This window comes from Streptomyces sp. SAT1, from assembly GCF_001654495.1.
Taxonomy (GTDB): Bacteria; Actinomycetota; Actinomycetes; order Streptomycetales; family Streptomycetaceae; genus Streptomyces; species Streptomyces andamanensis.
Map to the genome: position 1 here is coordinate 1,631,068 of NZ_CP015849.1, position 26,365 is coordinate 1,657,432.

Sequence of the window (26,365 nt, forward strand, 5' to 3'; positions counted from 1 at the left end):
CGGGGGTGGTGCGGGCGTCGTGCCCGCGCCGCCCCCGTCCGTGCGTCGCGGTCAGCGGCCGTACGGGTTCCGCCGCGCGTACGGGTTCCGCGGCGCGTGCGGGGGCTGTGGTGCGTGCGGAGGCTGCGGCGGGATGTACGGCGGGGGTGCGGCCGGCATCGGCGGGACCGGGCGGGGCCGGACGGCGGGATGGGTGTCCAGGCGGATGCCGTGGCGGCTGCGCAGGCGGCCCATCTCCAGCAGGGATATGCCGGTCACGGTGACCGGCGCGCCGAGGACGAACAGGACGCCCAGGGTGAGGCTGAGCCCGTGCAGATCGCCGGTGGCCAGGTCGGGCAGGGCCATCAGCCAGCTCGTCACCGTGGCGAGCAGCGGCGGCAGGCAGCGGTGCACGACCGCGGTGCCGAAGAAGTTCCCCGAGACCAGATAGGCGCCGTAGCCGACGAAGACGGTGAGCCACAGGGCGGCGAACCCCAGCAGCAGCACGAGCAGCCCGCTGCCCGCCGCCAGCTTCCACAGCACGACCGTGCCGACGATGGTCCCGACGAACGCCAGCAGCAACTGCATCGACCGCAGCAGCGGTTGCCTCAGCTCCCGCACCGGCCCGGTGCGGCGCCAGCGGTACAGCATCGCCCCCACGGTGAGCGGGGTGACGAACAGCAGGACGACGGAGGCCGTCAGCATGTTCTCCAGCATCTCGTCGAAGGCGAAGCCGCCCTGCACGAAGGTGTAGACGCCGACGGCCGCGACCGTCCCGGCGATGATCCGCACGCGTTTGAGCTTCTCCACGTCCGGATCGAGTGCGGGCGGGATCCAGGCCGGGTGGAACACCGCCCGCGCGACCTCCCTGGGCCGCAGCAGCGACCGCGCCGACAGTTCCCCGCTCAGCCAGCCCTGTGGTGCACCAGCCATGTCGAACTCCCCCGAGTGACGGCTCTGATGATCGTCAGGAGTGTACGGCACCCTCACCGCGCCCCCATCGGCTCATCCGGTGGACTGATGAGACGTCACCTGCCCTTCTCCGGTTCCGACTTCGGGCTGTGTGCGCACGGGTGTCAGCGCGCAGACGGACAGCACGAAGAACGCGGCCGCCAGCAGCGCCGGGGTGTTCGGACCCCACGCGGCGGCGACGGCGCCGCCGAGCAGGGCGCCCAGCGGTGCCCCGGCGACCGCGAGGGTCCGGAAGGCGGCGCTGACCCGGCCCAGCAGCCCGTCGGGGGTGCGCTGCTGCATCAGCGTGGTGGTGTTGACGTTCCACACCATGCCCATGAGGCCGAAGACGGCCATCGCGGCCGCCAGGGCGGCCAGGTCGCGCACCGTGCCGATGACGAGGAGCGCGGCGATCTGCGTCAGACCGGCCAGCAGCACGGCCCGGGTCCGGCCGAGCCGGGCCACCAGCGGCCGGTTGACCGCTCCCCCGGCCAGGCTGCCCACGGTGTAGGCGGTGGTCGCCGCCGCGTAGCCGCCGGGTCCGGTGTGCAGCCAGCCGGTCACCAGGACGACCAGGGTCGCGATGAGGGCGCCCATGCCCACATTGCACAGGGCGGTGGCGGTGCACAGGGCGCGCAGCGCGCGGTCCCGGCGCAGCACACGCAGTCCTTCGGCGATCTCCCGGCGCAGGGTGCTGCCCGCCGGTCTCGGCGGGCGCCGGGGCGCCGCGGTGCGCAGCGAGGCGACCAGCGCGGCGGCCAGCAGGAAGGTGACGGCGTCGGCCGCGAAGGGGACGGCGGCCCCGGCCGCGATCAGGACGGGCACCACCGGACCGCCCAGGAGGCCGCCGGCGACGCGCTGCCCCGTCATCAGCCGGGTGTTGGCGCTGCCGAGCGCCTCGCGGTCCACCAGGGCGGGCAGCAGGGCCGTCGCCGCGTTGTCGAAGAGGGTCTGGAGCGTGGTCAGCGCGAAGGCCAGGGCGATGAGCAGCCCGATCGAGGCGTGCCCGAGGGCGACGGCCACCGCGAAGGCACCGACCAGCAGCGCGCGTACCGCGTCCACCGCTCCCATCGCGCGGCGCTGGTCCACCCGGTCGGCGACGGCTCCGCCGAGCAGTCCGAAGACGATCCAGGGCAGATAGCCGCAGGCGGTGACCGAGGCGATGAGCAGGGGGTCATCGGTCAGTGAGGCGGCGAGCAGGGGCAGGGCGGCCGTGCGCAGCGCGTCACCGAAACTGGACAGCACGGCGGCGCTCCACAGCCGTCCGAACGCCCCGCGCCACGCGGGCTGTGCCACGGCCTGTGCCGCGTCGACCGTCGTCATCGCCGCCCCCTCACGATTCGCTGATGCACAAACCGTAGAGGGCACCACTGACAATCGGCCGGCGGCGGACTGCCGCCCGGATGGGGCCGGCGTCGTCCCGGGCGCCGAGCCGTACCCGACGGGACGTCAGATGCTAGATCTCGCCCCGGAGTTTGGCGAGCGCCTCGGCGAGGATCGCCTCGCCGTCCGCGTCGCTGCGCCGCTCCCGTACGTACGCCAGGTGCGTCTTGTACGGCTCGGTGCGCGGCGGGTCCGGCGGATTGTCCCGGTCCTGTCCGGCCGGGAAGCCGCAGCGCGGGCAGTCCCAGGTGTCGGGGACCTGTGCGTCGCTGGCGAAACTGGGCTGTGTCTCGTGTCCGTTGGAGCACCAGAAGGAGATGCGCAGGCGCGGCGCGGACTCGCCGCGCTCGGCCTCGCCCATCGGCCCCGCCCCGACCCGGCTTCCCCGGATCGCGTTGCCACTTGCCACGGTCGTAACTCCCTGCGTGATGGTGCCGCGAAGCGAGTCGGCGTACCGCTTCGCCGCGAGCGCCTCAGTCTACGTAAGGCCCAACGCGCGTCCAGTGAGGGGAGTTACCGTCCCCCGTACACAGACGCAAGCCCCATGATAGGCCGCGCTGTGGGGCGCGTACCGACCATGGGGCTTTACGTGCGGAATGTGCGGTGTCCGCCGGCTCGTCAGCTGTTGGACTTCATCAGGAGGCCGAGGACGATGATGCACGCGAACCAGAGCACGCCGACCACCACGGTGATGCGGTCCAGGTTGCGCTCGGCGACGGAGGAGCCGCCGACGGACGACTGCATGCCGCCGCCGAACATGTCGGAGAGGCCGCCGCCCTTCCCCTTGTGCATCAGCACCAGCAGCATCAGCAGCAGGCTGAAGACGATCAGGGTGATCGAGAACCCCAAAACCACGGCTGGACCAACTTCCTCGGATTCGGATGGACGACAGGGGCACAGCACCTCGGCTGTGCCCCCGCAAGGGTACGACGTATCGCCGCTACCGCCTACTCACGTCCGGTTCACTGCTCGCGGAACCTGATGATCTTGACGAACTCGTCGGCGTCCAGCGAGGCGCCGCCGACCAGGGCGCCGTCGATGTCGGCCTGGCCCATGATCTCGGCGACGTTGCCCGACTTGACCGAGCCGCCGTACTGGATGCGGACCTTGTCGGCGAGGTCCTGGGAGTACAGCTCGGCGACCTTGGCGCGGATCGCGGCGCAGACCTCCTGGGCGTCCTCGGCGCCGCAGACCTTGCCGGTGCCGATGGCCCAGACGGGCTCGTAGGCGATCACGACGGACTCGGCCTGCTCGGCCGGGAGGTCCTTGAGGCCGCCCTCGACCTGGGCGAGGGTGTGGGAGACGTGGTTGCCCGCCTCGCGGACGTCCAGCTCCTCGCCGACGCACAGGATCGGGGTCAGGCCGTGCTTGTAGGCGGCCTTGACCTTGGCGTTGACCAGCTCGTCGGTCTCGTTGTGGTACTGGCGGCGCTCGGAGTGGCCGATCACCACGTAGGTGCACTTGAGCTTGGCCAGCATCGGGCCCGAGATCTCGCCGGTGTAGGCGCCCGAGTCGTGCTGCGAGATGTCCTGGGCGCCGTACTTGATCTTGAGCTTGTCGCCGTCGACCAGGGTCTGCACCGAGCGCAGGTCGGTGAAGGGCGGCAGGACGGCGACCTCTACGGCGTCGTAGTCCTTGTCGGCCAGGGCGAAGGCGAGCTTCTGGACGTGCGCGATGGCCTCGAGGTGGTTGAGGTTCATCTTCCAGTTGCCCGCCATCAGCGGCGTGCGGGTGGTCATTGAGGTCAGTCCTCCAGTGCTGCGAGGCCGGGGAGCGTCTTGCCCTCGAGGTATTCGAGGGAGGCGCCGCCACCGGTCGAGATGTGGCCGAATGCGTTCTCGTCGAAACCGAGCGTACGGACGGCGGCGGCGGAGTCGCCGCCACCGACCACGGTGAAGCCGTCGGAGTCGACGAGAGCCTGGGCGACCGCCTTGGTGCCCTCGGCGAAGTCGGGGTGCTCGAAGACGCCCATCGGGCCGTTCCAGAAGACGGTGGCGGCGTCGGCGAGCTTGGAGGCGTACAGCTCCCGGGTGCGCGGGCCGATGTCCAGGCCCTCCTGGTCGGCCGGGATGGCGTCCGCCGCGACGGCGGTGGGGTGGGCCGGGGCCTTGGTCTTCAGGTCCGGGAAGTCGGGCGCGACCAGCGTGTCCACCGGCAGCACCAGCTCGACGCCGGTCTTCTCGGCGCGCTCCAGGTACTCCCGGACGGCCGGGATCTGGTCCTCCTGGAGGAGCGACTTGCCGATCTCGTGGCCCTGCGCCTTGAGGAAGGTGTAGGCCATGCCGCCGCCGATGAGCAGCCGGTCGGCCTTGCCGAGGAGCTGGTCGATGACGGCGAGCTTGTCGGAGACCTTCGCGCCGCCGAGGGCGACGACGTAGGGCCGCTTGACGTCCTCGGTGAGCTTCCTCAGGACGCCGACCTCGGTGGCGATGAGGTAGCCGGCGTAGTGCGGCAGCCGGGCCGGCAGGTCGTAGACGGAGGCGTGCTTGCGGTGCACCGCGCCGAAGCCGTCGCCGACGTAGACGTCGGCGAGGGCGGCGAGGGCGTCGGCGAACCCGCCGCGCTCGGCGTCGTCCTTGGACGTCTCACCCGGGTTGAAGCGCAGGTTCTCGACGACCGCGACCTGGCCGGGCTCAAGGCCGTCGACGGCGGCGTGCGCGGCGGGGCCGACGGTGTCCTGGGCGAAGGCCACGGGGGCGCCGAGGAGTTCACCGAGCCGTTCGGCGGCGGGCAGCAGCGAGAAGGCGGGGTCCGGGGCGCCCTTGGGGCGGCCCAGGTGCGAGGCCACGATCACCTTGGCGCCGGCGCCGGCGAGTGCCTTGACGGTGGGCAGCACGGCGCGGATGCGGCCGTCGTCGGTGATGGCACCGTCGGCCAGCGGCACGTTCAGGTCGGCGCGGACGAAGACCCGCTTGCCGTCCACGCCTTCGGTGAGGAGTTCGTCGATCGTCTTCATGGAAATGGGACTCCTGAGGAGGGGCTCTTGATCGTACGAGGACCGGTCGATCCGCACGCGGGCGGGCCGGGCGGCCCGGCTCGCCGTACGTGCGTCAGGGCCCGGACCGCGCCGAGGTGCGCTGCCCGAGCCCTGTTCTCACATCGAGGTGCCTGCTCTGCCGATCAGAGCTGGTCGCCGACGAAGACCGTGAGGTCGACGAGGCGGTTGGAGTAGCCCCACTCGTTGTCGTACCAGCCGAGGATCTTCACCGACTTGTCGTCCTGGACCATGGTCAGGGACGAGTCGAAGGTGCAGGAGGCCGGGTCGCCCACGATGTCCGAGGAGACGATCGGGTCCTCGGTGTAGACGAGGTAGCCCTTGAGCGCGCCGTCCTCGGCGGCCTTCTTGAACGCGGCGTTGACCTCGTCCTTGGTGACGTCGCGCTGGAGGGTGACGACCAGGTCGGTGGCCGAGCCGGTGGGGACCGGGACGCGCATCGCGATGCCGTCCAGCTTGCCCTTGAGCTGCGGCAGGACCAGGGCGGTGGCCTTGGCGGCACCGGTGGTGGTCGGGATGATGTTCTCGGCGGCGGCACGGGCGCGGCGCAGGTCCTTGTGCGGGAAGTCCAGGATGCGCTGGTCGTTGGTGTACGCGTGCACCGTGGTCATCAGACCCCGGACGATGCCGAAGTTCTCGTCGAGGACCTTCGCCATCGGCGCCACACAGTTGGTGGTGCAGGAGGCGTTCGAGATGATGTTGTGGTTCGCCGGGTCGTACTCGTCCTGGTTGACGCCCATGACGATGGTGATGTCCTCGTCCTTGGCCGGAGCCGAGATGAGGACCTTCTTCGCGCCGCCGGCCAGGTGCTTGGCGGCGTCTTCCTTCTTGGTGAAGATGCCGGTGGACTCGATGACGATGTCCACGCCCAGCTCACCCCAGGGGATGTCGGCCGGGTTGCGCTCGGAGAGGACCTTGATGGTCCTGCCGTCGACGGTGATGCTGTCCTCGGTGTGCGTGACCTCCTGCTTGAGGCGGCCGAGGATGGTGTCGTACTTCAGCAGGTGGGCGGTGGTCGCGGTGTCACCCAGGTCGTTGACAGCCACGATCTCGATGTCCGCACCCTGCTCCAGCAGCGCGCGGAAGTAGTTACGACCGATGCGGCCAAAGCCGTTGATGCCTACGCGGATCGTCACGAACCGATCTCCTCGTTGGTACGCCGGTTTCGACGCCGGCGAGCTGTATTTGGGATGTCCCCGACCACCCCCGACCCTACCTCCCTGAGCCCCCCGGGGTGACATTCGGAGACCCCCTGAACGGCACGGCGGCCCGTACCCGGCAGTAGGGGTACGGGCCGCCGCGGCCCCGCGTCCGATTCACTCCATTTCGGTACGGAGTGTCAGTGCGCGTTGACCGCATTCATCACTCTTTCGTGCAGGCCCCGGCTCACTTGTCGAGTGCCGCGATCGCCCGCCGCACGAGGGCCGCGCGATCGGCCTCCGAGAGGAGGTGGTCCAGACCGAATCCGAGCAGCACGGTGCGGCCCGTGGCGACCGCTCCGTACGTCCGGAAGAGGACGCCGGTGCGGGCCCAGTCCTTGACGACGGCCGGGCTGCCCGGCGGCGGTCCCGGCACCCGCCAGGGGCCGAGGGACGTCTCGAAGCCCTCGGTGTCGCGCGCGGCGCCGCCGACGACGAGCGAGGCGTCGTCGGCGAGGACGCCGTGGCCGCCGGTGCCCGGGTCGGTGACGTAGGCGAGGGAGACCTCGACCGTCCGTCCCGCGTACGCGCTCAGGTCGAAGCTCACCTGCCGCCAGCCGCCGGAGGAGCCGGTGAGGCTGTGCCACGCCCCGCTCGTGCCGTGCGCGGCGCAGCCGCCGGTGCCCGGCGTCAGATAGTGCTTCAGCCAGGGGTGGTCCTCGATCAGGAACCCGGCGCCGCACTCGGCGGGCACGGTGGCGCTCGTCGCGCCGCCCGTCTCCGGGAGCGTCGTCCAGTCGTCGGCGCCGGTGTGCGCCTCCAGCAGCGCGTGGTCGTAGCCGCGCTCGGTGTCCCACAGCAGACGGGTGCGCAGGGCGGGCCGGTCCGCCGCGGTGACCTTGGTGAGGTCGACGGTGCGGGTGAGGCGCTTGTAGGCGTCGTCGGTGTGCACGGCGGCCGCCATCCCGGTGCCCGCGTAGGGGCCGTACGGGTCGACCGTCCCGGCGAACCGTCCCGCGCCCGCGCTCGCGAACTGCGGGTACTCCTCCGGCGGCAGCTGCTCGGAGGTCACCTCGTAGGCGCCGGCCCGGTCCAGCGGGTGGCCGGGCGTGTCGCCGAGCGCGCCGGAGAAGCCGGCCAGCGGCCCGGAGCCGGTGAAGCCGGTGGCGCCCGGCGTCGGGGTGTGCGAGAAGGCGCCCAGCCAGTACTGGCCGAAGTCGTCCGAGAGGCTCCCGCCGCCCAGGTCGACGCTGCCGCCGGCCTGCTCGCCCGCCTCGATCAGCCTGCCGCCCTCGTTGAGATAGGCGCGCAGCCGGAGTTGGGTGGCGTTGCCCGGTCCGGGGGCGCCCGAGTAGTGCACGACCGTGCCGAAGTGCTTCAGTACGCCGAGCGCGTCGGGCGCGCCCTGGGTCGCGACGTCCCAGACGGCCGCCGTGCGCCCGGCGGACCGCAGCGCGTCCACGTACGCGCGCGTCCGTGTGGCGGGCGCGCCCTCCTCCGCGACCACGAGGGTGTCGGCGCGCGGGCGGCGGGCCACGGTGTAGGTGAAGTGCGCGCTCGCCGTTCCCGCTCCGGACCCTGAAGCGGGCGCGGGAGCGGGGGGCGCGGGAGTGGGGGTGGGCGCGGGCGCGGTGCCGGCGCGGCCGGTGAACCACACCTCCACCCGGTCGCCCGGTACCGCGCCGTGGACCCGGGCCCGGTACTCGTCGAAGTAGAGGTGGTCGGCGCCGCCGTAGGTCGTGCCGCCCTTCCAGGGGCGCAGGGCGCGCACCTGGGTGCGGCCGCCGTTGACGCGGTAGCGCAGCTCCTTGTCCCGCACCGACCTGCGGGCGACGACCGAGACCTCCTGGTCGGCGCCGCGCGCGTACGACGTGCCGAAGACGGCCGGGGTGAAGTCGGGGGCGTCCAGGCCGACCGGTGAGCTCGGCCGGTCGGGGTGGGCGGCGGTCTCGGCGACGGCGAGCGCGAACGGGAGGTTCTTCTCGAACTCCCGCTCGATCAGTTTCTCGTCGTCCGGGAAGTCGAACACCGACCGGCAGTCGGCGGCGTTCCAGGCGTCGTCCGGGTCGGCGTCCGAGGCGGTCTCGCAGGTCGACATCTCAGGGGTGAACATCGCCGTGCCGTTGACGTTGGCCGCGTGGCCGTCCGCCTCGCCGTTGGTGGTGTACAGCTCCGAGGACAGCTGCGAACGGTAGCCCGGGATCGCCGGCCTGTCCGGGGTGCCGGCCAGCGCCTTGTAGAGGACGTCGTCCGGGGTCGGCGTGGCGACCTGCCAGCCGACGCCGTAGAGGAGCAGTTCGGCGGCCGAGTGGTAGTTGACGGCGTACCGGAACCCGATGCGCTTCTCGAACCGGTCGAGCGCCCGCGTCTCCGGCTCGGAGGCCGGGGCCGGGCCGCGGTACGTCTCACTGGCCGGTCCCGGCGACGAACCCTCGTCGTCGTAGCCCCACTTGTACGGGAAGTTGCGGTTGAGGTCGACGCCGTCGCCGCTGGAGATGACCCCGTCGCCGTTGTTGTCCCTCAGGTTCTTGCGCCACAGCCGGGTGCTGTCGTCCTGGAAGGTGTAGTCGTAGCCGTCCGGGTTGGCGGAGAGGACGAACCACAGCTCGGTGGTGTCGACGATCTTCCTGATGCGCCGGTCGGTGCGGTAGTGGTCCAGGTAGTGGTGCATCAGCCGGCGGGTCGTCTCCGGCGTGATCCACTCGCGCGCGTGCTGGTTGGACACGTAGAGCACGGCGGGTCTGGCGCCGTCCGGCGTCCGCCGCGCGCCGCTGGTGAGCTTCAGCGCGAGGATCTCCTGGCCGCGGACCGTCCTGCCGAGGGAGACGACCTTGGTGAGGCCGGGGTGGTCGCGGGCGGTCGCCTCGATCTCCTCCGCGAGCCCGCCCCTGCCGCTGTAGGGCCGGAAGACGCCCTGCCCGGCGGCGCGCACCCGCCGCTGCGCCGTGGAGGCGAGGTCGTGCTCGGTGAGCCGGACACCCTGCGCGCGCAGCTTCCCGGCCTGGGTGTCGGTCAGATACAGCTCGACGGGTGTGCGGCCCTTCGCGGCCGGGCGCTGCCCGAGTTCATGGGCGTCCTGCCCCGCCTTCAGCAGCAGGGGCAGCTGCTCTGCGGTGACCTCGGCGCGGAAGACCTTCACCTCGTCCAGGTGTGGCCCCGGTGCGCCCCCGCCCTGCGCCTGGGCGGCGGGCGTCAGGCCCGCTCCCGCGAGCAGGAGCGCGGCGACGGCAAGGATCGATCTCGCTCGGTGTCTCATGGAACCCCCCGGCGGTGGTCCGCCACCATGGCGCATGTCTGCCAGGTTCATGTCACTTAGGGAACGGGTCAAGGATGCCTCTTGAGTCAGGGGAACGGGTGCGAGGGGCGGGAGGGGGCGGCCGGTGCCCACCGGCAGTTGTCTCCTCGGCGGCACGCGGCCCCGGCGTACGGGGGACACGCGGCCCCGGCGTACGGGGGCGGCGGAGCGCGACGACGACTGGGAGCGGCGGCCGGCCGCCGGCTATCTCCCACCGGCCCGGCCGGACCCGGGGGGACGGGCAGATCAGCCGGGTTCGGCGCGAGAGGCTGGCCGGTCGCCCCCGGCGGGAAGAGCGAACCGGTCGGGTCCGGCACAAGAAGAGGAAAGCCGACCGCGCCGGGGGCGAGAGAAGAGCCCACCGGGCCCGCCGGTCAGGGCGCACCGGCCGGGTCCGCACCGAGGGCAGGAGCGCTGACCGCGCCCGGTGTGAGGGGAGAACCCAACGGACCCGCCGGTCAGGGCGCACCGGCCGGGTCCGGCGCGGCGAGAGGAGCGCCGGTCGCCCTCGGTGGAAGGGGAACGGGCCCGGCCAGGGGGCGGGGGCCGGGCGGGGGCGCCGCGCGGGGTGTGCCGCGGCACGTGGCCCGGTGGCGCCCGTGTCCCGTCCGGGCCGGGCCGGGGCCCGGCCGCTCTCGCGGGCGGGCCCTGCCGCGCGGCGCACCCGCTCAGCCCGCGAGGTTGTCCGCCAGCTCCTCGCTGAGGTTGGCCTCCGTGCCCGGGATGCCCAGGTCGGCGGCGCGCTTGTCGGCCATGGCCAGCAGTCTGCGGATGCGTCCGGCCACGGCGTCCTTGGTCAGCGGCGGGTCGGCGAGCGCGCCCAGCTCCTCCAGGGACGCCTGCTTGTGCTCCATGCGCAGCCGCCCCGCCGCCGCCAGGTGCTCGGGCACGTCGTCGGCGAGGATCTCCAGGGCGCGCTGCACCCGGGCGCCGGCCGCGACCGCCGCGCGGGCCGAGCGGCGCAGGTTGGCGTCGTCGAAGTTGGCCAGCCGGTTCGCCGTGGCGCGGACCTCGCGGCGCATCCGCCGCTCCTCCCAGGCCAGCACGGACTCATGGGCACCCAGACGCGTCAACAGCGCGCCGATCGCGTCACCGTCACGGACGACCACCCGGTCCACTCCGCGGACCTCGCGGGCCTTGGCGGCGATGGAGAGCCGACGGGCGGCGCCGACGAGGGCGAGCGCGGCCTCCGGCCCCGGGCAGGTGACTTCCAGGGACGAGGAGCGGCCGGGTTCGGTGAGCGAGCCGTGCGCCAGGAACGCCCCGCGCCAGGCGGCCTCCGCGTCGCAGGTGGCCCCCGAGACCACCTGCGGGGGCAGGCCGCGGATCGGCCGGCCCCGGCCGTCGACCAGGCCGGTCTGCCGGGCCAGCTGGTCGCCGCCCGCGACGACCCGGACCACGTAGCGCGAGCCGCGCCGCAGGCCGCCGGGCGCCATCACGATCAGCTCCGAGCTGTGCCCGAAGATCTCCAGGATGTCCCGCTTCAGACGCCGCGCCGCCATCGCGGTGTCCAGTTCCGCCTCGATCACGATGCGCCCGCTGACCAGGTGGAGGCCGCCGGCGAACCGCAGAATGGCGGAGACCTCCGCCTTCCTGCAGCAGGTCCGGGTGACGGGGAGCCGGGAGATCTCGTCCTTCACCGCTGCCGTCATCGCCATGGGCCGATCCTTCCATGCATCCGAAAAATACGGTCGTACGCGGCGGCCAGCAGCTCCGGGTCGTGCCGCGGAGTTCCGTCCCTCCGGGCGACCGGCGCCAGCTCGACCGCGGCGCCGAACCGCTTGGCGGCCTCGGTGAGGACGTCGCGGTCGGGCACGGCGGCCTCGTCGGCCAGCACCACGTCCAGGGCGAGTTTAGGGGCGTGTCGTCCCAAAACCTCCAAATGACGCTGCGGGGAGAAGCCGGCGGTTTCTCCCGGTTGCGGAGCGAGGTTCAAGGAGAGCACCCGGCGGGCCTTGGTCTCGGTGAGCGCGTCGAGGAGCTGCGGCACCAGGAGATGCGGGATGACCGAGGAGAACCAGGAGCCGGGGCCGAGCACCACCCAGTCGGCGTCCAGGACGGCCTCGACGGCCTCGGGGACGGCGGGCGGGTCGTGCGGCACCAGGTGCACGGACTGCACCTCGCCCGGGGTGAGCGCGACGGTCGCCTGGCCGCGGACGGTGTCGACGTCCTCGGGCCGCTCCGGGTCGTGCCCCCTGACCAGGGCCTGCAACTCCAGTGGTACGGCGGACATGGGCAGCACCCGGCCGTGCGCGCCCAGCAGCTTGCCGACCAGGTCGAGAGCCTGGACATGGTCGCCGAGCTGCTCCCACAGGGCGACGATCAGCACATTGCCGACCGCGTGGTCGTGCAGGTCGCCCTGGGAGGTGAAGCGGTGCTGGATGACGCGGGCCCAGGTCTGGCCCCAGTCGTCGTCGCCGCACAGCGCCGCCAGCGCCTTGCGCAGGTCACCGGGCGGCAGCACGCCGAGTTCGTCGCGCAGGCGCCCGCTGGAGCCGCCGTCGTCGGCGACGGTGACCACGGCGGTGAGGTCGCCGGTGATCCGGCGCAGCGCGGCGAGCGAGGCGGACAGGCCCATGCCGCCGCCGAGGGCGACCACCTTGGGCTGGGCGCCGCGGCGCCGCGGCCGGGCGCCGCGCGCCTCGGCCGGCCGGCTGGCCGCACCGGCCGCCAGGCGGCCCGCGCGGCCCTCGGGGACCACACGGCGCAGCCTGCTCAGCCGCGGAGTACGTCCGGTCACTCGCGCCCCATGTCCCGGTGGACGACGACCGTCTCCACGCCCTCGGCCGCGAGTCGCGCGGCGAGCTTCTCCGACATGGCCACCGAGCGGTGCTTGCCGCCCGTGCAGCCGATGGCGATGGTCACGTACCGCTTGCCCTCCCGGCGGTAGCCGGCCGCGATGAGCCGCAGCAGTTCGGCGTAGCGGTCCAGGAACTCCTTGGCGCCGGGCTGGTTGAAGACGTAGCCGGCGACCTCCTCGTTGAGCCCGGTGTAGGGGCGCAGCTCCGGCACCCAGTGCGGGTTGGGCAGGAACCGCATGTCGGCGACCAGGTCGGCGTCGACCGGCAGGCCGTACTTGAAGCCGAACGACATCACGGTGGCCCGCAGCTCGGGCTCCTCCTCGCCGGCGAACTGGGCGTCCATCTTGGCGCGCAGTTCGTGCACGTTGAGGCTGGAGGTGTCGATGACCAGGTCGGCGTCGCCGCGCAGCTCGCGCAGCAGCTCCCGCTCCGCGGCGATGCCGTCGACGATGCGGCCGTCGCCCTGGAGGGGGTGCGGGCGGCGCACCGACTCGAAGCGGCGCACCAGGGCCTCGTCGGAGGACTCCAGGAAGACGATCCGCCGTGTGACGTTGCGGGCCTCCAGGTCCGCGAGGGACTCGCGGAGGTTGTCGAAGAAGCGGCGGCCGCGGACGTCGACGACGACGGCGATGCGCGCGACGTTGCCCTGCGAGCGGGCGCCCAGCTCCACCATGGTGGGGATGAGCGCGGGCGGCAGGTTGTCCACGACGAACCAGCCGAGGTCCTCCAGACATTTGGCCGCCGTGGACCGGCCGGCCCCCGACATGCCGGAGATGATCACCAGTTCGGGGATGGCCGCCTCGGGGACGCCTGCCGTGTCGATGCCCGTACTCACCTGTGCTCCGTGGTCCTGGTCCGGCTGCTGCCGGTCCTCCTGCGCCGCGTCGTGCGTGCCGTCGTGCGGCGCGCCGTGCGCGGTGTCCTGTGCGGCGTCGTGCGCCGGTACCCGTGACGCCGTGCGGGTCTGTTCGGGTTGCTCCGTCCGCGCCTGTTCTCGTGGCGCGGCGGGCTGCTTCTCGTGCTCCGTCATGTCTCCTGCCCCCGTCGTTCGGCCGGACCGCCCGTGGGCACCGGCTGCTGTGCGGTGCCCGGCGTCGTCGCTCCGGGCTCCGTCTTCTGCGCGTCTTCTGCGTCTTCTGCGTCTTCTGGGGATTCCGCGTCTTCCACGATCTCTCCGGTCGCCGTGTTCACGGCGGGTGCGGCCGGGGCCGCCTGGGCGAGGGCCACGGCGATGGTCTCGGCCGTCTTGCGGCCTATGCCGGGCACCTCGCAGATCTGGTCGATTGTGGCGGACCGCAGTCTCTTCACCGAGCCGAAATGCTTGAGCAGCGCCCGCTTGCGTGTCTCGCCGAGGCCGGGCACCTCGTCCAGCGGGCCGGCCCGGAAGCGCTTGGCGCGCCGGGTGCGCTGGTAGGTGATGGCGAAGCGGTGGGCCTCGTCGCGGACACGCTGGAGCAGGTACAGCCCCTCGCTGGTGCGGGGCAGGACCACCGGGTCGTCCTCGCCGGGCAGCCACACCTCCTCCAGGCGCTTGGCCAGGCCGCACACGGCGATGTCGTCGATGCCCAGCTCGTCCAGGGCGCGGCGGGCGGCGGCGACCTGAGGCCGGCCGCCGTCGACGACGACGAGCTGCGGCGGGTAGGCGAACCGCTTGGGGCGTCCGTCGTCCTCGGTGAGGGCTCCGACCGGGCCGTCGGGCGTGTCGTCGGGGCCTTCGCCGGGCGCGCCGACGGCGGCGCCGGCCGCCGGGGCGGCCGTCTCCGTGGGCGCGAGGGCGGGCACTGCGGTCTCACTGTCGGGCGCGCCCGCGCTCTCGCCGTCGGCCCACTCGCCGGTCCGCTCCTTCTCCGCCAGATACCGGCGGAAGCGGCGGGTGATCACCTCGTGCATGGAGCGCACGTCGTCCTGACCCTCGAAGCCCTTGATCTGGAAGCGCCGGTACTCGCCCTTGCGCTGGAGTCCGTCCTCGAAGACGACCATGGAGGCCACCACGTCATCGCCCTGGAGGTGGGAGATGTCGTAGCACTCGATCCGCAGCGGGGCGCTGTCCAGGCCGAGGGCGTCGGCGATCTCCTCCAGGGCCCGCGAGCGGGTGGTCAGGTCGGAGGCGCGCTTGGTCTTGTGCAGGGCGAGCGCCTGGAGGGCGTTGCGCTGCACGGTCTCCATGAGGGCCTTCTTGTCGCCGCGCTGCGGGATGCGCAGGGACACGCCCGCGCCGCGGCGGCCGGTGAGCCACTGCTGGACCGGCTCCAGGGGGTCGGGCAGGGCGGGGACGAGGACCTCCTTGGGGACGGCGTCGCCGGTCTCCTCGCCGTACAGCTGCTGGAGGGCGTGCTCGACCAGGGCGCCGGTGGTGACCTCCTCCACCTTGTCGGTCACCCAGCCGCGCTGGCCGCGCACCCGGCCGCCGCGCACGTGGAAGATCTGCACGGCGGCCTCCAGCTCGTCCTCGGCGACGGCGATGAGGTCCGCGTCGGTCGCGTCGGCGAGCACGACCGCGCTCTTCTCCATGGCCTTCCTCAGAGCACCGATGTCGTCGCGCAGGCGGGCGGCCCGCTCGTACTCCATCTCCTCGGCCGCCTCTGTCATGCGCTGCTCCAGGCGGCGCAGATAGGTGCCGGTGCGGCCGGCCATGAAGTCGCAGAACTCCTCGGCCAGTTCCCGGTGGTCCTCGGCGGAGATCCGGTCGACGCAGGGCGCCGAGCACTTGCCGATGTAGCCGAGGAGGCAGGGACGGCCGGTGCGGGCGGCGTTCCTGAAGACGCCGGCCGAGCAGGTGCGCACCGGGAAGACGCGCAGCAGCAGGTCGACGGTGTCGCGGATGGCCCACGCGTGCCCGTACGGGCCGAAGTAGCGCACGCCCTTCTTCTTGTGGCCGCGCATGACCTGCACGCGCGGGAACTCCTCGTTCATCGTCACGGCGAGGTAGGGGTAGCTCTTGTCGTCCCGGTACTTGACGTTGAACCGGGGGTCGAACTCCTTGATCCAGGAGTACTCCAGCTGGAGGGCCTCGACCTCGGTGGACACCACGGTCCACTCCACGGACGCGGCGGTGGTCACCATCGTGCGCGTGCGCGGGTGGAGGTTCGCCAGGTCCTGGAAGTAGTTCGCCAGGCGCTGGCGCAGGCTCTTCGCCTTTCCGACGTAGATCACCCGGCGGTGCTCGTCGCGGAACCTGTACACCCCGGGGGTGTCCGGGATGTCTCCCGGCCTGGGGCGGTAGCTGGAGGGGTCGGCCATGTCTCACACCCTACTGGCGAGCGGTGACAGGGCGATGAGCCTGTGGACAACCCCGCGCAGCCGCCCGGCCACCCACCGGACAGATGTGCGACTACCGGCTGTGACCAGGCCCCTTCGCACGGTGCCAGAACCGGTCCGTGAGTGAGGCCCGGGTCCGGCGGCGGGGTGCGGACTCGGCCAGGAGTGCCTCCGGCCGGGCCGCAGGTGTTGTCGGGACTTGGTCAACACGCTTCAATGCGGGGGAAGTCGGGGCCCGCGGACGACGGTCCACGGACGTGCGCGCACGCCGGCGGCTCCCACGTCCCTGCCCGCGGGCGGCCCCGGTGATCCGCGCGGACGGTCCGACCAGCCGTCGCCCGTCTCACACAGAGAGGCCCGTGCATGCTGTCGCACGCCCCCCAGCAGGAGGACGTCGCCACCGCGGAACTGGACACGGCCCTGCGGGGCGGTCCGTTCCATGTGGCGCTGCGCGCCGCGATCGCCGCCCGCGGGCTGCCGCTGCAACGCGTGCAGCACCATCTGTCGCGGTACGGCGTCAAGGTCGGGGTGACCAGTCTGAGCTACTGGCAGCAGGGCGCCCGGCGCCCGCAGCGCCCCGAGTCGCTGCGGGCCGTGCGGGCCCTCGAGGAGATCCTCCAGCTGCCCGACGAGTCACTGATCCGGCTGCTGGCCGAGACCGGGGAGCGTCCGGTCGCCCGGCGGTCCGGCGCCCGCTCCTACCGCTCCCTGGTCGAGGCGTCGGACGTCCTGCGCGGTCTCCTGGCCGAGCTGGACGCCCCGGTCGACGGCGGCTTGCAGTGCCTGGGGCACCACGAGCGGGTGGGGCTCGGCGCCCGCCGGGAACTGGCCTGGCGCGAGTCGCAGCACATCGTGCGCGCCCACCGGGACGGCGTGGACCGGTTCCTGGCCGTGCACCAGGGCGACCCGGAGTGCGTGCCGGAGCGGATGCGCGTGCACGCGCTGGAGAACTGCCGTGCCGGGCGGGTGCGCCGGGACCACGGGACGGGGGTGCTCGTGGCCGAGTTCCTCTTCGACACCCGGCTGCGGTCCGGGGACACCTTCCTGTTCCGCTACGCCGTGGAGGACGGCACGGCCGGGGTGTCCGGCGAGTATCTGCGCGCCTTCGACGCGGCGGGCGGGCAGTACGCCCTCCAGGTGCGGTTCGACGCGAGTGCGCTCCCGGTGCGCTGCCACCGGTTCGCCCAGCAGTCGGCGGCGGCGCCGCGCGGGGGCCGCCAGGAACTGGAGGTGAGCGAGCGGCACCGTTCGGTTCACCTGGTCGAGCCGCGGGTGCGGCCGGGGGTGGTGGGGATCGGCTGGGACTGGGAGTGACCGGCCGGGCCGCGCGGCGGCCCGGGGATCAGGCGCCGGGCCCCGCGACGATCTTGCCGCCGTTCGCGTGGACCGGGAGCGTGTCCAGCGGCGCCGTGGCCGGGGACCGCAGCACCTGGCCGGTGGCCGCGTCGAACTGACTGCCGTGGCACGGGCAGGTCAGCGTCGTCCCCTCCAGCTTGGTGATCGCGCACCCCGCGTGCGTGCAGACGGTGCTGAACGCCTTCAGAGTGCCGTTCCCCGACCGGCTGACGACCACGTTGTGGTCCGTGAACAGCTTGGCGCCGCCCTTGGGGATCTCGCTCTCGGCGCCGAGGTCGACCGGTGACGTCGGGGCCGAGGCGGCACCGCCGCCCTCCGGCCCGCAGGCGGCGAGCCCGAGCCCGGCGACGGGTGTGACGGCCGCCGTGCGCAGGATCGTACGGCGGCTCGCGCGGGGACGGCCTGGCATGGGGACTCCACTGGTCGCTACTGCTCGCGGATTCGGGGCACCGCCGACGATACCCACCGCCGAGGGCCGGGCGGGGGGCGGGTCGGGGACGGCGGTGGGCGGCCGGGGGTCGCCGGGACGCGCCCGGCGGCCGCCGGGGCGGGCCCGAGGGCTGCCGGAGCGTGGTCGCGGGCCTGTCGGAGTGAGCCGCGTAAACGCTTGCGCAAGCGTTTACGCGGCCTTCCGGATGCGGTACGGTCCCCGCCACGGACACCGGCAGGCCACTCAGGCCACTCGGGAGGGGACGCGCGATGCCGACCATGGCCGACGTCGCACGGAGCGCGGGAGTCTCCGTGGCGACCGTCTCCCACGTGCTGAACGGCACCCGCCCGGTGCTGCCCCACACCCGCCAGGCGGTGCTCGACGCCGTGGAGCAGCTCGGCTACACGCCCAACGGCCTCGCCCGCTCCCTGGTCACCGCCCGCACCCGGTCCATCGGTCTGGCCGTCTCCGCCATCAGCAACCCGTACTTCACGGAGATCCTCCAGGGGGTCGAGGCGCACGCGCTGGAGCACGGCTACAGCCTGCTCATCGCCGATCCGCACGACGACCCGGTGCACGAGCGCAAGGTGATCCAGCTCCTGCACGAGCGCCGCGTGGACGGCATGATCGTCGCCCCTTCGGCCCGGCCGGACGACCTCGTCGCCTACCTCGCGCGGCACGCCGTACCGACCGTGTTCCTGGACCGCCTGATCGACGCGGCACCGGGCACCGGGACGCCGGACGCGCCGGGCTTCGACCAGGTCTGCGCCGACAGCGCCGAGCCGACCGCGCTCCTGGTCACCCACCTCGCCGGGCTCGGCCACCGCCGGATCGGCCTGGTCGCGGGGCTGCCCGGACTGAGCACCACCCGGGAGCGGATCACCGGCTACCGGCACGGTCTCGCCGCCGCCGGACTCCCCCACGACGAACGGCTCGTCGTGCACGGCGACTCGGCGGCGGACGGTGGACGACGGGCCACCGCCGCCCTGCTGTCCCTGGCCGCACCGCCCACCGCGCTCGTCACGGCCAACAACGCGATGACCATCGGAGCGCTGCGGGCGCTGCGCGAGCGGGGCCTGTCCGTCCCCGGGGACCTGGCGCTGTGCTGCTTCGACGACTTCGACTGGGCCGATCTGTTCTCCCCCGGGCTGACGGCGATCGCCCAGCCCGGCCGGGAGCTGGGCGCGCGCGCCGTCCAGGTGCTGCTGGACCGCCTGGCCGCCCCGGAGGCACCCGCCCGCACGGTGCGGCTGCCCTGCGCCTTCGTCCACCGCACGTCCTGCGGATGCCCCGCACAGCCCGAGGAAGGAACCGACTCGTGATCGTCGTCGCCGGTGAGGCCCTGATCGACCTGGTACCGCAGGGCGTGGGCGCCCTCGCCGACCTCAAGCCGGCGCTCGGCGGCGGCCCCTACAACACGGCGGTCGCCCTCGGCCGCCTCGGCTCCCCCGCCGCCTTCTGCTCCCGCACCTCGCGCGACGCCTTCGGCGAGGCCCTGCTGGACGGGCTGCGGCGGGCCGGGGTCGACGTCAGCGGTGTGCAGCGCGGCGGCGAGCCGACCACCCTGGCGGTCGCGACGGTCGGCGCCGACGGCTCGGCCGCGTACTCCTTCTACGTCGACGGCACCGCGGACCGCCTGTTCAGCGCGCCGGCCGCGCTGCCCGCCGGGACCCGCGCGGTGTCGTTCGGGACCTGCTCGCTGGTGCTGGAGCCGGGTGCGAGCGCCTACGAGGAGCTGCTGCGGACGGCGGCCGGCGCGGGCGTGTTCACGGCGCTGGACCCGAACATCCGCGCCGGGCTGATCCCGGACGCCGACGCCTACCGGGCGCGCTTTCGCGGCTGGCTGCCGTCGGTGACCCTGCTGAAGCTCTCCGAGGAGGACGCGCGGTGGCTGGGCGGCTCACCGCGCGAGTGGCTGGCCGCCGGGCCGTCGGCCGTCGTGGTCACCCATGGCGGCGACGGGCTCACCGCGCACACACGGGACGGCGCCGTGCACACGGTGCCCGGTGAGAAGGTCGCGGTCGTCGACACGATCGGCGCGGGCGACACCGTGAACGCCGCGCTGCTGCACGGTCTGGCCGCCCGCGACGCGCTCTCCCCGGAAGGGCTCGCCGGTCTTGGCGCGGCGGGCTGGACGGCGCTGCTGCGGTTCGCGGCGCGTGCGGCGGCCGTCACCTGCTCCCGTGCGGGCGCGGAGCCGCCGTACGCCTCGGAGCTCCGCGAGGAGTAGCGGAGCAGCGGACGCGGGCGCGCCCCACGCGCGTGCGGGCGCCCCGTGGGAGGAAGGTCCCACGAGGCGCCCGCGGTGGCTGTGCGGCGGCTCAGGCCTTGCGGGCCCGCGCGGTCTTCTTCGCGGGGGCGGCCTTCTTGCCCGCAGCGGCGGTCTTCGTCCTGGCCGTGGCCGTCTTGCGCGGGGCGGCAGCGGCCGCCACCGCCTTCTTGGCGGCGGACCTGCGCGGGGCCTTGACCGGTTCCGCGTCGCTGACGCGGTCGGCACCGAGGATCTCCCGCAGGAACTTGCCGGTGTGGCTGGCCGGCACCCCGGCGACCTGCTCGGGCGTGCCCTCGGCGACGACCAGACCGCCGCCCGCGCCGCCCTCCGGGCCCATGTCGATGACCCAGTCGGCGGTCTTGATCACATCGAGGTTGTGCTCGATGACGATGACCGAGTTGCCCTTGTCGACCAGGCCGGACAAGACCTTCAGCAGCTTGCTGATGTCCTCGAAGTGCAGACCGGTGGTCGGCTCGTCCAGGACGTACACCGTGCGTCCGGTGGAGCGGCGCTGGAGCTCGCTGGCGAGCTTGACGCGCTGCGCCTCACCGCCGGACAGGGTGGTCGCGGACTGGCCGAGCCGGACGTAGCCGAGGCCGACGTCCTTGAGGGTGTTCAGATGCCGGGCGATCGCCGGGACCGCCTCGAAGAAGTCGGTGGCCTCCTCGATGGGCATGTTCAGCACATCGGCGATGGACTTGCCCTTGTAGTGGACCTCCAGGGTCTCCCGGTTGTACCGGGCGCCGTGGCAGACCTCGCACGGGACGTAGACGTCCGGGAGGAAGTTCATCTCGATCTTGATGGTGCCGTCGCCCGCGCAGTTCTCGCAGCGGCCGCCCTTGACGTTGAAGGAGAAGCGGCCGGGCTGGTAACCGCGGACCTTCGCCTCGGTGGTCTCGGCGAACAGCTTGCGGACGTGGTCGAAGACGCCGGTGTACGTCGCCGGGTTGGACCGCGGCGTACGGCCGATGGGCGACTGGTCGACGTGCACCACCTTGTCGACGAGGTCGTCGCCGTCCACGCGCGTGTGCCGCCCGGGGACGTTGCGCGCGCCGTTCAGCTCGCGGGCCAGGTGGGTGTAGAGGATGTCGTTGACCAGGGTCGACTTGCCGGAACCGGAGACGCCGGTGACGGCGGTGAAGACGCCCAGCGGGAAGGACACGTCGATGTCCTGGAGGTTGTTCTCCCGGGCGCCGCGCACCGTGAGCCGCCGGGACGGGTCGAGCGGGCGGCGGATGTCGGGCAGCGGGATCGCCTTCCGGCCCGACAGGTACTGGCCGGTCTGCGACTCCTCGTTGGCGAGCAGTTCCTTCAGGGAACCGCTGTGCACGACCTTGCCGCCGTGCTCGCCCGCGCCGGGGCCGATGTCCACGACCCAGTCGGCGACCTTGATGGTGTCCTCGTCGTGCTCGACGACGATGAGCGTGTTGCCCATGTCGCGCAGCCGCACCAGGGTCTCGATCAGCCGGTGGTTGTCGCGCTGGTGCAGGCCGATGGACGGCTCGTCCAGGACGTAGAGGACGCCGACGAGGCCGGAGCCGATCTGGGTGGCCAGGCGGATGCGCTGGGCCTCGCCGCCGGAGAGGGTGCCCGCTGCGCGGTTCAGCGACAGGTAGTCCAGGCCGACGTCGACCAGGAAGCGCAGCCGCTCGTTGACCTCCTTGAGGACGCGTTCGGCGATCTTCTTGTCGCGGGCGGTCAGCTTCAGCTCGCCCAGGAAGTCCGCGCAGTCGCTGATGGACATCGCGGAGATCTCGGCGATCGAGCGGCCCATGAGCGTGACCGCGAGGACGACCGGCTTGAGCCGGGTGCCCTCGCAGGTGGGGCAGGGCACCTCGCGCATATAGCCCTCGAAGCGCTCGCGGCTGGCGTCGCTCTCGGCCTCGCTGTGCCGGCGCTTGACGAAGGGCACGGCGCCCTCGAAGGGCGTGGTGTAGACGCGCTCGCGGCCGTACCGGTTGCGGTAGCGGACCTCGATCTGTGTCTTGTGGCCGTACAGCAGGGCCTTCTTGGCGCGCTGCGGCAGCCCCGCGAAGGGGATGTCGGTGCGGAAGCCCAGGGCGTCGGCGAGGGCGCCGATGAGCCGGCCGAAGTAGTCCTTGGTGTGACCGTGCGACCAGGGGTGGATGGCGCCCTCGTCGAGCGACTTGTCCTGGTCGGGGACGATCAGCTCCGGGTCGACCTCCATGCGCGTGCCGATGCCGGTGCACTCGGGGCAGGCGCCGAAGGGCGAGTTGAAGGAGAAGGAGCGGGGCTCCAACTCCTCGAAGGACAGGTCGTCGTGGGCGCAGTACAGGTGCTCGGAGTACATGCGCTCGCGCTCGGGGTCGTCCTCGGGGAGGTCGACGAAGTCGAGGACGACCATGCCGCCGGACAGACCGAGGGCGGTCTCCACGGAGTCGGTCAGACGGCGCTTGGCGGAGTCCTTGACGGTGAGGCGGTCGACGACCACCTCGATGGTGTGCTTCTCCTGCTTCTTCAGCGTGGGCGGGCTGGAGAGCTGGACCGTCTCGCCGTCCACGCGCGCGCGGGAGTAGCCCTTGGTCTGGAGGTCGGCGAACAGGTCGACGAACTCGCCCTTGCGCTCGCGCACCAGCGGCGAGAGCACCTGGAAGCGGCTGCCCTCCGGCAGCTCCAGGACCCTGTCGACGATGGCCTGGGGCGACTGCCGGGAGATCGGCCGGCCGCACTCGGGGCAGTGCGGCTTGCCGATGCGGGCGAACAGCAGACGCAGGTAGTCGTAGACCTCGGTGATGGTGCCGACCGTGGAGCGCGGGTTGCGCGAGGTCGACTTCTGGTCGATGGAGACCGCCGGGGACAGGCCCTCGATGAAGTCGACGTCCGGCTTGTCCATCTGGCCGAGGAACTGGCGGGCGTACGAGGAGAGCGACTCCACATAGCGCCGCTGGCCCTCGGCGAAGATCGTGTCGAAGGCGAGGGAGGACTTGCCCGAACCGGACAGGCCCGTGAAGACGATGAGCGAGTCCCGAGGCAGGTCGAGCGACACGTTCTTCAGGTTGTGCTCGCGCGCGCCACGGACGATGAGACGGTCGGCCACGCCGGTCCGCACCTTTCTTTGGGAGAAGTGACAGGGGCGGGACCCCCGTGCTTCTTCAGCCTAGGGGGAGCCACTGACAACGCCGGGTGGGATTCCCGGATCCGCCCGGAGGGTCCAACAATCCCCGGCTCTCCAGCATGCCCGACGCCGCCGCCGACGATATCGCACGCGCTTTCGATTTGCGGCCGTGGTCCGCCTCCTTCACCCGAAGGTGTGACGCCGCTAGGGTCGGGCGCATGATGGATCACGCGCGTGACCTGGCCTCTGTACAGGAAGCCACCGAACGACTGCTCAGCGCGGCCGGCGCACTGGACAACGCGGCTGTGACCGACGAGTCACGGCTGCCCGGCTGGACCCGCGGCCATGTCCTCGCCCACCTCGCCCGCAACGCGGACGCACTCGTCAATGTCCTGGAGGGGCGTCCCATGTACGTCTCCGGCGAGGCACGCGACGCGGACATCGAGCGCGACGCCCCGCGCCCGCTGGACGCGCACCTCGCCGACGTGCGCGAGAGCGCGGCCCGCTTCGGGCGCGTGGCGGCCGCGCCCGCTGACTGGTCGCGCACGGTGGAACTGCGCAACGGCGTCACCGACAGCGCCTCCCGGGTGCCCTTCCGGCGCTGGGCGGAGGTCGGGCTGCACCACGTCGACCTCGGCATCGGCTACGAGCTGGAGGACCTGGGGGACGAGTTCACGGAGCGGGAGACCGACTTCCTCGCCCGGCGGTTCCTGGGCCGTTCCGACGTACCGGCGACGCGGCTGACGGACGGCACGCGCGCGTGGAGCACGGGCCGGGAGGCCGACGCGCCGGAGATCACCGTCACGGGAGCCCCGGCCGACCTGCTCGGCTGGCTCGCCGGGCGGCGGGACGGCGCCGCGCTCACCGTGGCGGGCGGCGCCCTCCCGAAGCTTCCGCCGCTGTGACCGGTGCCCTGACCGGCGCCCGCGTGTCCGCGGGCCCGGCCCGCACGGCATAGGCTGACGGCCATGACGTACAGCGGAGAGGTGCGGGTCGGCGGCCCGGCGGACGTGCACGAGCTGAAGGACCTGATGATCACCAAGATCGCGGTCGGTCCGATGGACAACAACGCCTATCTGCTGCGCTGCCGGGCCACCGACGAACAACTGCTGATCGACGCGGCGGCCGACGCGCACACGCTGCTCGGCACGATCGGTGACGACGGCATCGCCTCCGTCGTCACCACCCACCGGCACGCGGACCACTGGCAGGCGCTGGCCGAGGTGGTGGCGGCCACGCGCGCGCGTACGTACGCGGGCCGGGACGACGCCGAGGGCATTCCCGTGCCGACGGACTTCCCGGTCGGGGACGGGGACACGATCAGCGTCGGGCATGTGCGGCTCACCGCCCGCCATCTGGTCGGGCACACCCCGGGCTCCATCGCGCTGGTGTACGACGACCCGCACGGACACCCGCACGTGTTCACCGGCGACTGCCTCTTCCCCGGCGGCGTGGGCAACACGCACCACGACAAGCAGGCGTTCGAGAGCCTGATCCACGACGTCGAGACGAAGATCTTCGAGCCGCTGCCGGACGAGACCTGGGTCTACCCCGGGCACGGCAACGACACCACGCTGGGCGCGGAGCGGCCGCATCTGCCGGAGTGGCACGCGCGCGGGTGGTGACCTCCCGCCCGGTGAGGGCTCCGCACCCCGTGCGAAGCCCTCACACACCGGCCGCCAGGGCCGCGATCCGCTCCACCGCGAAGGCGTACCCCTGCACCCCGCAGCCGGCGATGACTCCGTCGGCGCGCAGCGATACGTAGGAGTGGTGCCGGAACGACTCACGGCGGTGGACGTTGGAGAGGTGGACCTCCACGACGGGCATCCCGTCGCAGGCGTTGAGCGCGTCCAGGATCGCCACGGAGGTGTGCGAGTAGGCGGCGGGATTGATCACGATGCCGCCGTGGCCGAGCCGGGCCTCGTGGATCCAGTCGATCAGCTCGCCCTCGTGGTTGGACTGCCGGAAGTCCACCGTGCCGCCGCACGCGGCCGCCGTCCTCTCGCACAGGGCCTGGATGTCGGCGAGGGTGTCGGAGCCGTAGATCTCCGGCTGCCGCTGCCCGAGCAGGTTCAGGTTGGGGCCGTTGAGGATCATGATCGGGGCGTTGGCCAGGGTGCGGGGCACGGTTCCTCCGGGTCCGTCGGGGCACGGCGATCGGCCGCGGTCCGCTGTGACCGCCGCCGGACCCGGTCTATCACGGGCCCCCGGACGCCCCGCCCCGGGCCGCCCTCCTCGCCCCCCCTCGCCGTCAGGGGTTGATGGCCAGTTCCAGGTACGCCGCGAAGATCACCAGATGGACGCCGCCCTGGAGCGGGGTGGCCCGGCCCGGCACGACGGTCAGCGAGCTGACCACCACCGTGAGCAGGAGCAGCAGCATATGGGTGGAGCCGAGGCCGAGCACGAGCGGCCCGGAGAGCCATACGGAGGCCAGGGCGACGGCCGGGATGGTCAGGCCGATGCTGGCCATCGCGGAGCCCAGCGCGAGATTCAGGCTGGTCTGCACCCGGTCGCGGCGGGCGGAGCGGAGGGCGGCGATGGTCTCGGGCAGCAGCACCAGCAGGGCGATGATCACACCGACGACCGCGTGGTGCAGTCCCGCGGACTCCACCGCGGACTCGATGGTCGGCGAGACGCCCTTCGCCAGCCCGACCACGCCGATCAGGGCGAGGGCCAGCAGTCCGACGCTGGTCCAGGCCATACGCGTGGAGGGGCGCTCCGCGTGGTCGTCGGCGGTGATGACGTCGCCCTGCCGGGTGATGGGCAGGAAGTAGTCGCGGTGCCGGACCGTCTGGGTGGCCACGAACAGCCCGTACAGGATCAGTGAGGACACGGCGGCGAAGGTGAGCTGCACACCGGAGAACTCCGGTCCCGGCTTGCTGGTGGTGAACGTGGGCAGCACCAGGCTGAGCGTGGCCAGGGTCGCCACGGTGGCGAGTGCAGCGCCGGTGCCCTCGGCGTTGAAGACGGCCGTGCCGTGCCGCAGCGAGCCGACGAGCAGGCAGAGTCCGACCACGCCGTTGCAGGTGATCATGACGGCGGCGAACACCGTGTCCCTGGCCAGGGTGGCGCTCTTGTCGCCGCCGTCCAACATCAGGGTCACGATCAGGGCGACCTCGATGACGGTCACGGCGATGGCGAGGACCAGCGACCCGAAGGGTTCGCCGACCCGGTGGGCGACCACCTCGGCGTGGTGGACCGCGGCGAGGACCGCGCCGGCCAGCACCACCGTGACCAGGACGACGACCGCTCCGGGCAGCCCCCGCCCCCAGGTGAAGACCAGCAGGACGACCGCGAGTACCGGCACGACCGTGGTCCACGCCTTGCCGAGCGCCCTGAACCGCGTGATCATGCTGCGATCGTCGCAGAGGCCGGCCGGGTTCGCATTCCGGTGGGCGCCCGGGACGGCGGCCCCCGCATCCTCGGGGCG

21 protein-coding genes are annotated in these 26,365 nt (G+C 72.7%); 5 read left to right on the top strand and 16 right to left on the bottom strand.

Annotation, left to right across the window (positions count from 1 at the left end; all coding sequences use genetic code 11):
- Positions 1 to 51 precede the first annotated feature (51 nt).
- The 12 genes from A8713_RS07180 to uvrC form a co-directional block, all read right to left on the bottom strand.
- The gene (locus A8713_RS07180) at positions 52 to 912 is read right to left on the bottom strand and encodes a hypothetical protein (RefSeq protein WP_237305313.1); all 861 of its coding nucleotides are present in this window, start codon (positions 910 to 912) and stop codon (positions 52 to 54) included.
- A 72-nt stretch (positions 913 to 984) separates the two neighbouring features.
- Complete coding sequence (locus A8713_RS07185) at positions 985 to 2,253, bottom strand: MFS transporter (RefSeq protein ID WP_064532308.1); 1,269 nt, start codon at positions 2,251 to 2,253, stop codon at positions 985 to 987.
- 133 nt (positions 2,254 to 2,386) lie between these two features.
- Positions 2,387 to 2,722, bottom strand: a complete 336-nt coding sequence (locus A8713_RS07190) for an RNA polymerase-binding protein RbpA (RefSeq protein ID WP_003957010.1) — start codon at positions 2,720 to 2,722, stop codon at positions 2,387 to 2,389.
- Between the two features lie 209 nt (positions 2,723 to 2,931).
- Entirely contained in the window at positions 2,932 to 3,168 is a 237-nt protein-coding gene (gene secG, locus A8713_RS07195; protein ID WP_079158865.1) for a preprotein translocase subunit SecG, read from the bottom strand.
- Positions 3,169 to 3,275: 107 nt separating this feature from the next.
- Positions 3,276 to 4,052: a triose-phosphate isomerase gene (tpiA, locus tag A8713_RS07200; protein ID WP_064532313.1), complete on the bottom strand. Its 777-nt coding sequence runs from the start codon at positions 4,050 to 4,052 to the stop codon at positions 3,276 to 3,278.
- 5 nt (positions 4,053 to 4,057) lie between these two features.
- The gene (locus tag A8713_RS07205) at positions 4,058 to 5,269 is read right to left on the bottom strand and encodes a phosphoglycerate kinase (RefSeq protein ID WP_064532315.1); all 1,212 of its coding nucleotides are present in this window, start codon (positions 5,267 to 5,269) and stop codon (positions 4,058 to 4,060) included.
- A 164-nt stretch (positions 5,270 to 5,433) separates the two neighbouring features.
- Positions 5,434 to 6,444 (bottom strand): type I glyceraldehyde-3-phosphate dehydrogenase, encoded by a 1,011-nt coding sequence (gap, locus tag A8713_RS07210; RefSeq protein ID WP_018567610.1) that lies wholly within the window; start codon positions 6,442 to 6,444, stop codon positions 5,434 to 5,436.
- Between the two features lie 250 nt (positions 6,445 to 6,694).
- A complete protein-coding gene (locus A8713_RS07215; RefSeq protein WP_079158866.1) occupies positions 6,695 to 9,703 on the bottom strand; it encodes a M14 family metallopeptidase in 3,009 nt (1,002 codons plus the stop codon).
- Positions 9,704 to 10,410: 707 nt separating this feature from the next.
- Positions 10,411 to 11,400, bottom strand: coding sequence for a DNA-binding protein WhiA (gene whiA / locus A8713_RS07220; RefSeq protein WP_037860766.1), 990 nt, complete (start codon positions 11,398 to 11,400; stop codon positions 10,411 to 10,413).
- Positions 11,391 to 12,482: a gluconeogenesis factor YvcK family protein gene (locus A8713_RS07225; RefSeq protein WP_064532319.1), complete on the bottom strand. Its 1,092-nt coding sequence runs from the start codon at positions 12,480 to 12,482 to the stop codon at positions 11,391 to 11,393. The genes whiA and A8713_RS07225 overlap by 10 nt, the downstream gene beginning before the upstream one ends.
- Positions 12,479 to 13,573, bottom strand: coding sequence for an RNase adapter RapZ (gene rapZ / locus A8713_RS07230; protein WP_064532322.1), 1,095 nt, complete (start codon positions 13,571 to 13,573; stop codon positions 12,479 to 12,481). The genes A8713_RS07225 and rapZ overlap by 4 nt, the downstream gene beginning before the upstream one ends.
- Positions 13,570 to 15,783 (bottom strand): excinuclease ABC subunit UvrC, encoded by a 2,214-nt coding sequence (uvrC, locus tag A8713_RS07235; RefSeq protein ID WP_064532324.1) that lies wholly within the window; start codon positions 15,781 to 15,783, stop codon positions 13,570 to 13,572. Before uvrC ends, rapZ begins: the two co-directional genes overlap by 4 nt.
- A 384-nt stretch (positions 15,784 to 16,167) precedes the next feature.
- On the opposite strand from uvrC, the gene A8713_RS07240 reads away from it, so the two are divergent.
- A complete protein-coding gene (locus A8713_RS07240) occupies positions 16,168 to 17,115 on the top strand; it encodes a hypothetical protein (protein ID WP_064537298.1) in 948 nt (315 codons plus the stop codon).
- Positions 17,116 to 17,143: 28 nt separating this feature from the next.
- On the opposite strand, the gene A8713_RS07245 is transcribed toward A8713_RS07240, so the two are convergent.
- On the bottom strand, positions 17,144 to 17,566 hold the full coding sequence (locus tag A8713_RS07245; RefSeq protein WP_064532327.1) for a Rieske (2Fe-2S) protein: 423 nt from the start codon (positions 17,564 to 17,566) through the stop codon (positions 17,144 to 17,146).
- Between the two features lie 290 nt (positions 17,567 to 17,856).
- Here A8713_RS07245 and A8713_RS07250 point away from each other — a divergent pair, with 290 nt between their 5' ends.
- Together A8713_RS07250 and A8713_RS07255 are read left to right on the top strand one after the other, a co-directional pair.
- Complete coding sequence (locus A8713_RS07250; protein WP_064532329.1) at positions 17,857 to 18,909, top strand: LacI family DNA-binding transcriptional regulator; 1,053 nt, start codon at positions 17,857 to 17,859, stop codon at positions 18,907 to 18,909.
- Positions 18,906 to 19,817 (top strand): carbohydrate kinase family protein, encoded by a 912-nt coding sequence (locus tag A8713_RS07255; RefSeq protein ID WP_064532331.1) that lies wholly within the window; start codon positions 18,906 to 18,908, stop codon positions 19,815 to 19,817. Before A8713_RS07250 ends, A8713_RS07255 begins: the two co-directional genes overlap by 4 nt.
- A 91-nt stretch (positions 19,818 to 19,908) precedes the next feature.
- Here A8713_RS07255 and uvrA read toward each other — a convergent pair whose 3' ends face one another.
- Entirely contained in the window at positions 19,909 to 22,917 is a 3,009-nt protein-coding gene (gene uvrA / locus A8713_RS07260) for an excinuclease ABC subunit UvrA (RefSeq protein WP_064532333.1), read from the bottom strand.
- 236 nt (positions 22,918 to 23,153) lie between these two features.
- Between uvrA and A8713_RS07265 the strand changes: the two genes are divergently transcribed.
- The gene (locus A8713_RS07265) at positions 23,154 to 23,840 is read left to right on the top strand and encodes a maleylpyruvate isomerase family mycothiol-dependent enzyme (protein ID WP_064532335.1); all 687 of its coding nucleotides are present in this window, start codon (positions 23,154 to 23,156) and stop codon (positions 23,838 to 23,840) included.
- A 63-nt stretch (positions 23,841 to 23,903) separates the two neighbouring features.
- Positions 23,904 to 24,560 carry an MBL fold metallo-hydrolase gene (locus tag A8713_RS07270; RefSeq protein WP_064532337.1) on the top strand — a complete coding sequence of 219 codons (657 nt, stop codon included), beginning with the start codon at positions 23,904 to 23,906 and terminating at the stop codon, positions 24,558 to 24,560.
- A 40-nt stretch (positions 24,561 to 24,600) separates the two neighbouring features.
- Here A8713_RS07270 and aroQ read toward each other — a convergent pair whose 3' ends face one another.
- Both aroQ and A8713_RS07280 read right to left on the bottom strand, forming a co-directional pair.
- Positions 24,601 to 25,062 (bottom strand): type II 3-dehydroquinate dehydratase, encoded by a 462-nt coding sequence (gene aroQ, locus A8713_RS07275; RefSeq protein WP_064532342.1) that lies wholly within the window; start codon positions 25,060 to 25,062, stop codon positions 24,601 to 24,603.
- Between the two features lie 124 nt (positions 25,063 to 25,186).
- A complete protein-coding gene (locus tag A8713_RS07280) occupies positions 25,187 to 26,287 on the bottom strand; it encodes a calcium:proton antiporter (protein WP_064532344.1) in 1,101 nt (366 codons plus the stop codon).
- Between the last annotated feature and the right edge of the window lie 78 nt (positions 26,288 to 26,365).